The following is a 12,660-nucleotide window of genomic DNA, read 5'->3' on the forward strand; positions in this document are numbered from 1 at the left end:
TGCTGCCTACCGGGTGCCGAAGATCTTGTCTCCCGCATCGCCCAGACCAGGCACGATATAGCCGTTTTCGTCGAGGTGATCGTCTACCCCGGCGGTATAGATCTCGATATCCGGGTAGGCATCCTGGACCCGCTTGATGCCTTCGGGAGCGGCCACCAGCACGATCACCTTCATCTGCTTACAGCCCCGCTCGCGCAGCATGTCGAGGGTGGCCACCATGGTGCCGCCGGTCGCCAGCATGGGATCGATGACGATGGCCAGTCGCTCGTCGAGCTCGCCCGCAAACTTGGCGAAGTACGGCACCGGCTCCAGCGTCTCTTCATCGCGATAGAGGCCCACCACGCTGATACGTGCGCTGGGGATCAGGTCCGTCACGCCGTCGAGCATGCCGAGGCCGGCGCGGAGGATCGGCACGATGGTCACCTTCTTGCCCTTGAGCAGCTTGACGGGGATCGGCTGACCGCTCCATCCATCGATGTCCTGTTCTTGCAGCTCCAGATCCTTGGTCGCTTCGTAGGTGAGCAGCTTGGCCAGCTCACCGGCCAGCTCGCGGAAGCTTTTGGTACTGATGCCGGCTTCGCGCATCAGCCCCAGCTTGTGCTGGACCAGCGGGTGTTGGATGGCATGGACGCTCATGACGGACCTCTTGGCATGGTGTGGAAATAGCGACCTTCGTCGCATCGACGGTCGCGCGCATTCTACCTGCAACCTTTCAGCAGGTTAAGGCATACACCGCATCTCTGCCTTCGCTTCAGGGCTCTTCGGGCAGCTGCCAGTCGACCGGCTCACGTCCGTTGGCTTGGAGAAAGGCGTTGGCCCGGGAAAAGTGATGATTGCCGAAGAATCCCCGGTGCGCCGATAGCGGCGAAGGGTGAGGAGACTCGAGCACGAGGTGGCGAGTGCTATCGACCAACGCTTTCTTCTGTCGCGCATGGCTGCCCCAGAGCAGAAAGACGCAGGGGCCTGCATGGGCATTGACCGCCTCGATGGCACGGTTGGTGAATTCCTCCCAGCCCTTGCCGCGGTGCGAGCCAGCGTTGCCCTGCTCCACCGTGAGTGAGGTATTCAGCAGCAGCACCCCTTGGCGGGCCCAGTGTTCCAGGTTGCCATGCCCAACGGGACGAAAGCCTACATCGGCGATCAGTTCCTTGTAGATGTTGGCCAGCGAGGGCGGAATCGCCACCCCTGGTCGCACCGAGAAGCACAAGCCATGAGCCTGATCCGGCCCGTGATAGGGATCCTGACCCAGGATCACGACCTTGACGCGATCCAGCGGGGTCAGCTCGAAGGCCCGGAACCAGTTCGAGGAGTGGGGATAGATCACTTTTCTGGCGGCCTTCTCGGCAACCAGAAAATCACGCAGCGCCAGCATGTAGGGAGCGTCGAACTCCCTACCCAGCCAGTGCTGCCAGCTCTCCGGCAATGGACGATTCATGGCATTCACGCGAGCCCTTACCGCTTGACCTGATCGACCAGCGGCTCGACGTAGGCGACACCCATGTCCCAGGGAAACTGGATCCAGCAGTCCTGCGCCACCTCAGTGAGATACTGATCCACCAGCGGACGCCCTTCCGGCTTGGCGTAGACGGTGACGAAATGCGCCCTGGGCAACATCTCGCGCACCTTGCGGGCAGTCTTGCCGGTGTCCACCAGGTCATCCACCAGCAGCCAGCCTTCACCATCGTGCTCCACGCCCTTGAGCACGGCGAGGCCGCCCTGCTCCATGTGGTCGTAGCTGCTGATGCAGATGGTATCGATCAGGCGCACGTTCAGCTCGCGGGCGATCAGCGCTGCGGGAATCAGGCCTCCGCGGGTGATCGCGACGATCCCCTTGAAGTCGCGCTCGACCAGGCGATGGCAGAGTTCGCGCACGTCACGATGAAGCTGGTCCCAGGAAACGGTGAAATGCTGGTGGTAGCGGGCATGGCTCATGGTGGTGTCACTCGTTTTCATTGAATGAGCAGACCGCAAAGACGCCGAAACCGGCCTCGCGAATCTTGCTCGACCCGCCGATCTCCGGCAGGTCGATGATGGTGGCGGTCTCCACCACCTGACCGCCGGAGCGGGTGATGAGCTTGGCGGCAGCCAGCATGGTGCCGCCGGTGGCGATCAGGTCGTCCATGACCAGGATCCGGTCGCCGGCGCGAAAGGCATCCGAGTGCAGCTCGACCTCGGCCTGGCCGTACTCCAGGGTGTAGGTTTCGCTGATAGTGCGAAACGGCAGCTTGCCCTTCTTGCGCACCGGCACGAAGCTGCAGCCCAGCTCGTAGGCGACCGGGGCCCCGATGATGAAGCCGCGCGCATCGATGGCGGCGATGGCATCCAGCTCCATCTCCTGGTAGCGATGCACGAAGCTGTCGATCAGCTTGCGAAAGGCCGAGCTGTTCTGCAGCAGCGGGGTGATGTCGCGAAAGTTCACCCCCTCCTGCGGCCAGTCGGGGACGGTTCGGATCACGGACTTGATGTAGTCGCCGTAAATGCTCATCGCAGCTCTCGGTGAGGAATTGTCAGTCTAGGAACAGGAACTTCAATACGAATAGGATCGCCAGCACGACGACCGCCGGGTTGAGATCCCGGAAGCGGCCGGACAGCGTCTTGATAGCAGCGTAGCTGATGAAGCCCAGCGCGATGCCTTCGGCAATGGAGAAGGTCAGCGGCATGGCCAGGGCGGCGATCAGCACGGGGGCGGCATCGGTGGGGTCGTCCCAGTTTGCATGGGCCAGGCTGCCGGCCATCAGCACAGCCACGTAGAGCAGCGCGCCGGCGGTGGCATAGGCCGGTATCGATCCCGCCAGCGGCGCAAAGAACAGGCTGATCAGGAACAGTCCGGCCACCACCACGGCGGTCAGGCCGGTACGGCCTCCCGCGGCGATGCCGGCAGTGGATTCGATGTAGCTGGTGGTGGTCGAAGTCCCCAGCGCCGCGCCGGCCATGGACGCCCCGCTGTCGGCCATCATCGCGCGATTGAGGCGCGGCAGCTTGCCGTCCTTGTCGAGCAGCCCGCCCTTGTGCGCCACACCTACCAGGGTCCCGGAGGTATCGAACAGGTCGACGAAGAGGAAGGCGAAGATGACGCTGAGCATGGCGATGTCGAGCGCGCCCATCAGGTCCATGGCCATGAAGGTGGGCGCCATGGAGGGCGGCATCGACATCAACCCGCCGTACTCGTTATGACCCAGCACGATGGCCAGCACGGTGATACCCAGGATGCCGATCATCACCGCTCCGGTGATCTTCAGGTAGGCCATCGCGGTGATGACGAAGAAGCCCAGCAGTGCATAGATGGCAGCCGGCTCGGAAAGATCGCCAAGGGCTACGTAGGTGGCCGGGTTGGAGACCACGATACCGGCGTTCTTCAGCGCGATCATGGCCAGGAACAGGCCGATACCGGCAGCGATACCCAGGCGCAGGGAGAGTGGAATGGAGTGGATGATCCACTCCCGCACCTTGAAGACACTGAGCAGGAAGAAGCAGAAACCGGAGAAGAACACCGCGCCGAGTGCGGCTTCCCAGCTGTAGCCCATGCCCAGCACGACGCCGTAGGTAAAGAAGGCGTTGAGGCCCATGCCGGGCGCCTGGGCGATGGGATAGTTGGCCCACAGCCCCATGATCAGACAGCCAATGGCTGCAGCCAGGCAGGTGGCAACGAACACCGCCCCATAGTCCATCCCCGCTTCGGAAAGAATGCTGGGGTTGACGAAAATGATGTAGGCCATGGTCAGGAAGGTGGTGATCCCGGCAATGACCTCGGTCTTCACGCTGGTGTTGTGTTCCGACAGCTTGAAGTGTCTATCGAGCATGTTCTTCATTTTTATCTCATCCTGCGCGCAAGGGCTGGTATTCGACCAGGGGGCGAGAAAAGCCGCACATGGTACCCAAAGGCTGGCTGCGATGCGAGGCCCTCCTCCGGGCACTTTGACGGCACGGTTCGCCCTGTATAAGCAAACTCTGCGCCATGCGCCAGCCGACCTACCAACGGAATCTTGACGAAACGGTCATTTGAACTCGTCTCAGGCGCCTCGTGCTGCCAGAACGCGCTCGACGGTTTCGACAATGGCCTGGGTCTGGGGGTCGATCTCGATATTGACCCAATCACCCGGCGCACGGTCAACCAGAGTGGTCCGCTGCAACGTCTCGGGAATCAGGTCGACGCAGAAACGCGGACCGTGCACCGCTGTGGCACGCCTCGTTTCACCTATCGTGAGGCTGATGCCATCGACGCCGACATAGCCCTTGTCGAACAGGAAGCGCGCCAGCGCATGGGGTACCTCGAACCACAGCCGGCGATTGTTGGGCGCCTGATCCAGCTCCACCAGCTCCGCCATGGCCATCACGTGGCCGGACATGGCGTGTCCGCCGATCTCGTCACCGAAGCGTGCCGCACGCTCGATATTGACACGGTCACCCACGCCCAGTGCACCAAGGTTGGTCACGCGCAGCGTCTCACGCATCAAATCGAAGCTGACTCGCTCCCCTTCAATTGCAGTCACGGTCAGGCATACGCCGTTGTGGGCCACCGAGGCCCCCAGCTCGAGGCCCTCGTGCAGAGGCGCCGGCAGACACACGACATGGGTGCGGAAGGCCTCCGCCTCCTCGATGGCGACGATCTCGGCCGTTCCTTGAACAATGCCAGTGAACATGGCGACTCCTGGGTAGGCTTAGAGGGAAGGACGGGCTCGCAGTGTAAAGAAACCCACGGCGCAGCGTCCATCGACTGCCGCCGCTCAGGCCTGGCTGTCGCCGCATAATTTGATGAGCAGAATGCAATGTGCAGCAAGATAACCCAGGACGAAGCAAAGCCTGACGGGATATATTCCACAGAAATTGACAGGCTACGTCTTTGGTCGTATCATGCCGGCTCACATTTCAGGCGCCGATTTGTACCCGGATTGCGGGCGCCCACTTCGCTGCCAGTCGAGATCCCGTATCTCGCTGGCAGCGAGGTGAAGTGCAGCTAAAAGGGTGTGTCCAGCGTTGATGGCCACCCGTCAGGGTGGCCTTTTTTTCGTTCGGCCATCCGCTCTGGTTCCGCTGCGCCCGCACCACCGGGACGGTCCCTCAGGAAGCCAGATGATCACGCTACGCAACGTCTCGAAAACCTACCATCTCGCCAGCTCCCGAAGCCGGCTGCCGTTTGTTTCGCGCAGCAGCACGCCTGCCAGAACCATCGAGGCCCTCAAGAACGTTGACCTGCATGTGCCAGGCGGCGAGATTCACGGGGTTATCGGCCTGTCCGGTGCCGGCAAGTCCACCCTGATCCGCTGCGTCAACCTGCTCGAGCGCCCCACCAGCGGCAGCGTCGAGGTCGATGGGCAGGAACTGACGCAGCTGACGGCCGCCGAGCTCAACCAGGCGCGCCACAGGATCGGCATGATCTTCCAGCACTTCAACCTGCTAACCACGCGCAACGTCTACGACAACGTGGCGCTGCCGCTGGAGCTGATGGGGATGAAGCGATCCACGATTCGCGAGCGGGTACTACCGTTGCTCGAGCTCACTGGCCTGGCCGACAAGGCACGCCAGTATCCGGCTCAGCTCTCCGGCGGCCAGAAGCAGCGTGTGGCCATCGCCAGGGCGCTGGCCAGCGAGCCCCGCGTGCTGCTGTGCGACGAGGCGACCTCGGCTCTAGACCCGCAGACCACCGGCTCGATCCTTGCCCTGCTGCGCGAGATCAACCACAAACTCGGCCTGACCATCCTGCTGATCACCCACGAGATGGAAGTGGTGAAGTCGATCTGCCATCGAGTCAGCCTGATCTCCGACGGCGAACTCGTCGAGGAAGCTGAGGTTGGCGACTTCTTTACCACACCAAGTACCCGGCTCGGCCGCGAGTTCCTCAACGATTTCCTGCAGCTGGAGCCGCCCAAGGCCCTGGTCGAGCGACTCGAGGAAGCGCCAGGGGAACACACCCACCCAGTGGTGCGCCTGGCGTTCTCCGGCGATGCGGTTTCCACGCCGCTGATCTCGCGCCTGGCGCGCGAATGCGAAGTAGACGTCAGCATCCTCCAGGCCAAGGTGGAGTCGATCCAGGAGCGCACGCTGGGGCTGATGATCGCAGAGCTGCTCGGCTCACCCGAGCAGACCCGCCGCGCCATCGACTATCTCGAAACCCATGACCTTCACGTGGAGGTACTCGGCCATGTCCAGCGCGATGATTGACCTGATTGTCCAGGCGACCCTGGACACTCTCTACATGGTGGCAGTATCGGGCGTGATCTCGGCACTGCTTGGTGTGCCCCTGGGGGTACTGCTCTATGTCACCCGGCCACGCCAGATCCTGACCCACCCCCTGCTCAACCAGGTGCTGGGAATGGTGACCAACATCGGCCGCTCGATCCCGTTCATCATCCTGATGGTGGCGATCATCCCATTCACTCGCCTGGTCGTGGGCACCTCCATCGGCACCAACGCAGCCATCGTGCCGCTGACCATCGCCGCCATCCCCTTCGTTGCCCGCCTGGTAGAGGGAGCGCTGAACGAGATTCCACCCGGCCTGGTCGAAGCCGCCCAGTCGATGGGCGCCACACCGCACCAGATCATTACAAAAGTGCTGCTGCCCGAGGCCCGCGGGGGAATCATTACCGGCCTGACGATTACCGTCGTGACACTGGTGAGCTACTCGGCCATGGCTGGCGCCGTGGGCGGAGGCGGCCTGGGCGACCTTGGCATCCGCTATGGCTACAACCGCTTCAACCCCACCGTCATGCTGATTACCGTGGCTATCCTGGTGATCATGGTTCAGGGCTTCCAGAGCCTGGGGGATTATCTGGTACGCAAGTCGGATCGCAAGTAACGCTACCTTCAAGGAGAAACACGCAATGCAAACCACCCTGCCCCGCCTGCTTGGCGCCGCCGCCCTGGCGGGCACACTCGCCACTACCAGCCTGATTGCCGGCTGCGGCAACGACGATGACGCCACCGAGACCCGTTCGATCAAGGTGGGCACCATGTCCGGTCCCGAGTCGGAGGTGATGGAAGTGGCGGTGGGAATCGCCCGCGAGCGGTACGACCTCGAGGTCCAGATCATCGAGTTCACCGACTATGTCTCACCCAATGCGGCACTGGCCGACGGCAGCCTCGACGCCAACGCCTTCCAGCACGAGCCCTACCTGCAGAGCATGATCGACGATCGCGGCTATGACCTGACCGTAGCAGGCTACACCTTCGTCTATCCGATTGGTGCCTACTCCGAGCGCCACGACAGCATCGAAGCGCTGCCCGAACGCGCCATCATTGCCCTGCCCAACGACCCCACCAACGGCGGCCGAGCGATGATCCTGATGCACAATGCCGGCCTGATCGAGCTGGATGATCCGGAAAATCTCGAAGCAACGCCGGTCAATGTCATCGATAACCCGCACGGCTTTCGCTTCCGCGAGATCGAAGCGGCCCAACTTCCGCGCGTGCTCCAGGACGTCGACCTGGCCTTCATCAACAATACCTTCGCCCAACCGGCCGGCCTGAGGCTGGAGGACGCACTGATCAAGGAAGGCACCGAGTCACCCTACGTCAACCTGATCGCCGTGCGAAGCGGCGACGAGGAGCGCGAGGAGATTCAGCAACTGGTTTCGGCCTACCAAAGCGACGAGGTCGCGGCCAAGGCGCTCGAACTGTTCGACGGCGGTGCAGTCCCCGGCTGGCAGTAAAATACCAGCGGTGACCTGACCCTGACGGGCCGACGCAGTGCGCCGGCCCGTTTCCATTTGCGAGTTCCACCGCTCAAGGAGAAGACAGGATGACGCAACCCGATTACGAGCGACTCAGCAGGCAGCTCGAAGCCCTGCTCGACCAACGCGACTGGCTGGTGAATGCCGCCCAGACCTGCGCCTTCATCATGCAGCAGATTCCGCAACTCAACTGGGTGGGTTTCTATCTGCAGCGGCAGCCGGAGCTGCTTACGCTCGGCCCCTTTCAGGGCAAGCCCGCGTGCAACCCCATCCCCTTCCACAAGGGGGTGTGCGGCGCCGCCGCACGAAGCCGGCAGACCCAGCGAATCGGCGACGTGCACGCCATCGCCGAACATATTGCCTGCGATGCCGAATCGAACGCCGAGCTGGTGGTACCCGTCATGCGGGGCGAATCGCTGTGGGGCGTCCTCGACCTGGACAGCCCGCAACGAGAACGCTTCACTACGCAGGACCAGGCGGGCATCGAGGGGCTGGTCAGCGTATTCACAGCGGCAAGCGAATTACCCGACTTCCTGAATCAGGATCGATAAGAAAAACAGAAACGCCCCGTGGGGCTGACCCACGGGGCGTTTCGCATGTCTGGTAGGACCAAGCGGATTTGAACCGCTGACCTCCACGATGTCAACGTGGCGCTCTAACCAACTGAGCTATGGTCCTGAAAGATAAGCGGGAAGTTTGGTAGGACCAGGCGGATTTGAACCGCCGACCTCCACGATGTCAACGTGGCGCTCTAACCAACTGAGCTATGGTCCTTCATCCCTTTTCCGGCACTGTCACTGGCCTTGCAGCCGTTCGACACCGCCATGCCGCCCAAGCCAAATTACGCTGTGGCAACGGATGCATATCTTACCGATATCGCTGGTTTTTGCAAGCTTCACAAGTGGCTTTTTCGGCCTCGACGCCTCCCGCTCATCGCCCCAAGGCAAGAACCTGGCCGACGTTACAGGCCCCTTCGATCGGATGTTCGCTTCTGACCACCTGCCGCACGCCAGCATGTTCGTAAATCTTTAGAACTTTCGTATAGACTGCAAACGATCATCTGCCGCTAACATGACGAATCGCTTACACTCGCGAAATCTGAAGGGAGCCGTCATGAACCAGCAACTCCGCCAAGAGGCCATCGTTGATCTGGTACGCCGCCAGGGTTACGCCAGCATCGAGCAATTGACCGAGCATTTCTCGGTGACGCCGCAGACCATACGCCGCGACCTCAATGCCCTGGCGGAAGAGGGCTTGCTCCGACGGGTGCACGGTGGCGCCGGACTGGAGTCCAGCACGGTAAACACCTCCTACAGCACACGCAAGAACCTGAACCTCGAGGCCAAGCGGCGTATCGCCGCCATGGTTGCCAGACACATTCCCGATCACGCTTCGCTGTTCATCAATATCGGCACCAGCAATGAAGTGGTGGCCGAAGCGCTGCTGGATCATCAGGGCCTCGAGGTGATCACCAACAACCTCAACGTCGCGGCCATCCTTCAGCACAAGGAGGACTTCAACGTCATCATCGCGGGCGGGCAGGTCCGCTCCCGGGACGGCGGCATCATCGGCGAAGCTACCATCGACTTCATCAACCAGTTCAAGGTGGACTTCGGCATCATCGGCATCAGCGGTATCGATGAAGATGGCTCATTGCTCGAGTTCGACTATCAGGAAGCACGTGTCGCCCAAGCGATCATTCACAACTCCCGCCAGGTCTATCTGATCGCGGACCACTCGAAATTCCATCGCAATCCCGTCGTACGCCAGGGCAACATCGCTCAGTTGGACGCCCTGTTCACGGACCGCCAGCCCCCCGAGCGCATCGTCCACCTGTTGCAGGTGAACGAGGTTGCCTTGCATCTCGCCTGAGCCGCCCACCGCGGAAACCTGACAACCGCGAGTACAAGCCACGGGTTCGCCACCCGGCTTCGCCATTGACACTTGATGTTCGCTTTCGATTGTCCTATGTTCGTTTTCAAACACAAACGAATCGTCAGCGTCTCCGCTGGCCTGGCTGCAAGATCGGAGCCCTTCCCCCATGGTGCAGACCTCCGGCAAGTTACTCGACATCTTCATCATCGGCGGCGGCATCAATGGCACCGGCATTGCTAACGATGCGGCCGGACGCGGACTCTCCGTCGGCCTCTGCGAACAAGGCGACCTGGCAGGGGCCACTTCCTCTGCGAGCAGCAAATTGATACATGGCGGGCTGCGCTACCTGGAGCATCGCGAGTTTCGGCTGGTCGGCGAAGCTCTCAAGGAGCGTGAGATCCTGCTTCGCAAGGCTCCCCACATCATCTGGCCTCTGCGTTTCATCCTGCCCCACCGCTCCCACCTGCGTCCCGCATGGATGATTCGCGCTGGCCTGTTCCTCTATGACCACCTGGGCAAACGCAAGACGCTTCCAGGCTCGCGCGGCGTTCGTTTCGGCTCCGACTCACCCTTGAAACCAGAGATGATGCGCGGTTTCGAATATTCCGACTGCTGGGTGGATGATGCGCGCCTGGTGGTGCTCAACGCCCTGCAGGCACACGAAGCCGGCGCAGAGATCCTGGTACGTACCCGCTGCACGCACGCCAGAGAGGATAACGGGATATGGCGAATCGAGCTGGAAGACGTTCGCAGCGGCGAACGCTTCGAGCGCCGTGCGCGCGCCCTGGTCAACGCCGCCGGCCCCTGGGTTGAACAGGTGGTCCGCGAGCAGGCGGCTCGCCCTTCACGCTACAGTATCCGCATGATTCAGGGCAGCCATCTGGTCGTACCTCGCCTGAACACCGACGAACGTGCCTACATCCTGCAGAATGGAGATCGACGTATCGTCTTCGTACTGCCCTACGAGGACGACTTCAGCCTGGTCGGCACGACCGATAGACGCTATCAGGGCGACCCCGCCAAGGTCGGTATCAGCGATGAGGAAGTCGACTATCTGCTGGGTGTGGCCAACGAACATTTCCGCCGCCAGCTCGATCGAAGCGATGTCATCGCCAGCTTTTCCGGCGTTCGCCCTCTGTGCGACGATGAATCGGCCGACCCTTCGGCCATGACCCGCGACTATACCCTGGCCCTCGACACCTCCGGCGTACCGCTGCTTTCCGTTTACGGCGGGAAGATCACCACCTATCGCAAACTGGCGGAGGCAGCGTTGCGCCAGCTGGCCTATGCCTTCCCCGTCATGGGAGCGAGCTGGACCGCCAAGACTGCCCTGCCGGGGGGCGATATCGGCAGCCAAGCAGACTTCCTCGCCCAACTGATGCAAGACTACCCCTGGCTGGAGGAGCAGCGAGCTCGGCGCTATGCGCGCAGCTATGGCACGCTATGCCTGCGCTTCCTGGAGGGCGCCGGGAGCGCGGACGACCTCGGCGAGGAGTTCGGCGCAGGTCTCACCGCAGCCGAAACCGACTATCTGATAGACCATGAGTGGGCCCACAGCAGCGAGGACATCCTCTGGCGACGCACCAAGCTCGGCCTGCGCCTGACGCCGCGGCAGGTCGAGCGTCTCACCCAGCACATCGAAGCCCACCGCCAGGCGATGGCCGCCTGACGCTGGCACGCTACTCCGGGATGCCGCCCCGGGTCAGCCTGGCGGGATCAAGCAGACGCTCGAGCTCCTCCCGGCCCAGATCGGTCTGCTCCACGGCGACATCGATGATCGGCCTCCCGGCCTGATAGGCCTGCTTGGCAATCGCTGCCGCGGCGTCATAGCCAATCACTCCATTCAACGCCGTCACCAGAATGGGGTTGCGGGCCAATGGCTCGGCAACCTGATCTTCGCGAACCTGGAACGTGGCGATGGCTCGCTCGCCAAGCAGGCATGCCGTGTTGGCCATCAGCGTAATCGAGGTCAGCAGATTGTTGGCGATCAACGGCAGCATGACATTGAGCTGGAAGTTGCCGCTCTGCCCTGCCACGGTGATCGCCGTATCCAGGCCGATCACCTGAGCAGCGGCTTGCGCCGCCGACTCGGGGATCACCGGGTTGACCTTGCCCGGCATGATCGAGCTTCCCGGCTGCAACGCTTCGAGTTCGATCTCGCCAAGGCCTGCCAGGGGGCCTGAATTCATCCAGCGCAGATCGTTGGCGATCTTCATGATGACGCAGGCCAGCCCCTTGAGCTGGCCCGACAGCTCCACGGCAGCGTCCTGGGAGCCGAGACTGGCGAAGAAGCTGTCGTTGGGCACCAGGGCAAGACCGGTCTGCTCGCTGAGTTCACGAGCCATGCGCGCGGCGAACTCTGGATGGGCATTGATGCCAGTCCCTACCGCCGTCCCCCCTTGCGCCAATCGGGACAGCCTGGCCATGGCACCGTCGATTCGCTCGATGGCCTGACCAACCTGGCTCGACCAGCCGGCAAGCTCCTGCCCCATGCGCAGAGGCATGGCATCCATCAGGTGGGTTCGCCCGGTCTTGACTACCCTGTCCAGCTCGACGGCGCGCTCATCGATGATCTCCCGCAGCCGCACCAGTGCCGGACGCAGGTTTGCCGTGACTTCGAGTGCCGCCGACAGATGAATGGCGGTAGGGATGACGTCGTTGCTCGATTGGCCCATGTTGACGTGATCGTTGGGCCCGATACTGAGCCCCTCGCGGCTGGCCAGATGGGCAACCACCTCATTGACGTTCATGTTGCTCGAGGTGCCCGAGCCGGTCTGGAAGACATCCACTGGAAACTGCTCGTCATGCTTGCCATCGACGATCTCGCGGGCCGCCGCCATGATGGCTTCGCTCCGCTTGTCATCCAGCAGACCAAGCTCTTGATTGACCTTGGCTGCAGCCAGCTTGATCCGCGCGATCGCATGGATGAAGGCCGCCGGCATCGGCTGTCCCGAAACAGGGAAGTTCTCGACCGCACGCTGGGTCTGGGCGCCGTACAGTGCCGTGCTCGGCACCCGCAACTCGCCCATGCTGTCGCGCTCGATGCGATATTGCTCGCTCATGCCACTTCCTCCTTGATCGCGTCCTTGTCTCACCATGAGGCCAGGAAAGACCGCAT

Annotated in this window: 13 protein-coding genes and 2 tRNA genes; 6 read left to right on the forward strand and 9 right to left on the reverse strand. The window is 62.3% G+C overall.

All coding sequences use genetic code 11. The features are described 5' to 3' along the window. Positions 1–6: 6 nt before the first annotated feature. From upp to H1D44_RS01950, 6 genes are all read right to left on the reverse strand, one after another. Positions 7–636 (reverse strand): uracil phosphoribosyltransferase, encoded by a 630-nt coding sequence (gene upp, locus H1D44_RS01925; protein ID WP_181513150.1) that lies wholly within the window; start codon positions 634–636, stop codon positions 7–9. Between the two features lie 115 nt (positions 637–751). Then, positions 752–1,435, reverse strand: coding sequence for a uracil-DNA glycosylase (ung, locus tag H1D44_RS01930; RefSeq protein ID WP_181513151.1), 684 nt, complete (start codon positions 1,433–1,435; stop codon positions 752–754). Between the two features lie 17 nt (positions 1,436–1,452). Next, positions 1,453–1,932, reverse strand: coding sequence for a xanthine phosphoribosyltransferase (gene gpt, locus H1D44_RS01935; protein ID WP_181513152.1), 480 nt, complete (start codon positions 1,930–1,932; stop codon positions 1,453–1,455). Between the two features lie 7 nt (positions 1,933–1,939). Continuing rightward, positions 1,940–2,485 (reverse strand): adenine phosphoribosyltransferase, encoded by a 546-nt coding sequence (locus H1D44_RS01940; RefSeq protein ID WP_181513153.1) that lies wholly within the window; start codon positions 2,483–2,485, stop codon positions 1,940–1,942. A 22-nt stretch (positions 2,486–2,507) separates the two neighbouring features. Then, positions 2,508–3,800 carry an NCS2 family permease gene (locus H1D44_RS01945; RefSeq protein WP_181513281.1) on the reverse strand — a complete coding sequence of 431 codons (1,293 nt, stop codon included), beginning with the start codon at positions 3,798–3,800 and terminating at the stop codon, positions 2,508–2,510. 210 nt (positions 3,801–4,010) lie between these two features. Beyond that, complete coding sequence (locus H1D44_RS01950; protein ID WP_181513154.1) at positions 4,011–4,640, reverse strand: riboflavin synthase subunit alpha; 630 nt, start codon at positions 4,638–4,640, stop codon at positions 4,011–4,013. Positions 4,641–5,070: 430 nt separating this feature from the next. Between H1D44_RS01950 and H1D44_RS01955 the strand changes: the two genes are divergently transcribed. The 4 genes from H1D44_RS01955 (at position 5,071) to H1D44_RS01970 (ending at position 8,218) form a co-directional block, all read left to right on the forward strand. Next, a complete protein-coding gene (locus H1D44_RS01955; protein WP_181513155.1) occupies positions 5,071–6,159 on the forward strand; it encodes a methionine ABC transporter ATP-binding protein in 1,089 nt (362 codons plus the stop codon). Then, positions 6,140–6,793: a methionine ABC transporter permease gene (locus H1D44_RS01960; RefSeq protein WP_181513156.1), complete on the forward strand. Its 654-nt coding sequence runs from the start codon at positions 6,140–6,142 to the stop codon at positions 6,791–6,793. The genes H1D44_RS01955 and H1D44_RS01960 overlap by 20 nt, the downstream gene beginning before the upstream one ends. Before the next feature lie 25 nt (positions 6,794–6,818). Next, positions 6,819–7,646 carry a MetQ/NlpA family ABC transporter substrate-binding protein gene (locus H1D44_RS01965; RefSeq protein ID WP_181513157.1) on the forward strand — a complete coding sequence of 276 codons (828 nt, stop codon included), beginning with the start codon at positions 6,819–6,821 and terminating at the stop codon, positions 7,644–7,646. A gap of 89 nt (positions 7,647–7,735) precedes the next feature. Further along, entirely contained in the window at positions 7,736–8,218 is a 483-nt protein-coding gene (locus H1D44_RS01970; RefSeq protein WP_181513158.1) for a GAF domain-containing protein, read from the forward strand. A gap of 50 nt (positions 8,219–8,268) precedes the next feature. On the opposite strand, the gene H1D44_RS01975 is transcribed toward H1D44_RS01970, so the two are convergent. Then, a tRNA-Val gene (locus H1D44_RS01975) sits at positions 8,269–8,345 on the reverse strand. Between the two features lie 19 nt (positions 8,346–8,364). Continuing rightward, a tRNA-Val gene (locus H1D44_RS01980) sits at positions 8,365–8,441 on the reverse strand. A 339-nt stretch (positions 8,442–8,780) separates the two neighbouring features. On the opposite strand from H1D44_RS01980, the gene H1D44_RS01985 reads away from it, so the two are divergent. Both H1D44_RS01985 and glpD read left to right on the forward strand, forming a co-directional pair. Beyond that, a complete protein-coding gene (locus tag H1D44_RS01985; protein ID WP_181513159.1) occupies positions 8,781–9,539 on the forward strand; it encodes a DeoR/GlpR family transcriptional regulator in 759 nt (252 codons plus the stop codon). A gap of 169 nt (positions 9,540–9,708) precedes the next feature. Continuing rightward, positions 9,709–11,211: a glycerol-3-phosphate dehydrogenase gene (gene glpD, locus H1D44_RS01990; protein WP_181513160.1), complete on the forward strand. Its 1,503-nt coding sequence runs from the start codon at positions 9,709–9,711 to the stop codon at positions 11,209–11,211. A gap of 10 nt (positions 11,212–11,221) precedes the next feature. Here glpD and H1D44_RS01995 read toward each other — a convergent pair whose 3' ends face one another. Then, positions 11,222–12,604, reverse strand: a complete 1,383-nt coding sequence (locus H1D44_RS01995; RefSeq protein ID WP_181513161.1) for a class II fumarate hydratase — start codon at positions 12,602–12,604, stop codon at positions 11,222–11,224. Positions 12,605–12,660 lie beyond the last annotated feature (56 nt).

It is taken from the genome of Billgrantia kenyensis (assembly GCF_013697085.1).
GTDB classification, from domain to species: Bacteria; Pseudomonadota; Gammaproteobacteria; order Pseudomonadales; family Halomonadaceae; genus Halomonas; species Halomonas kenyensis.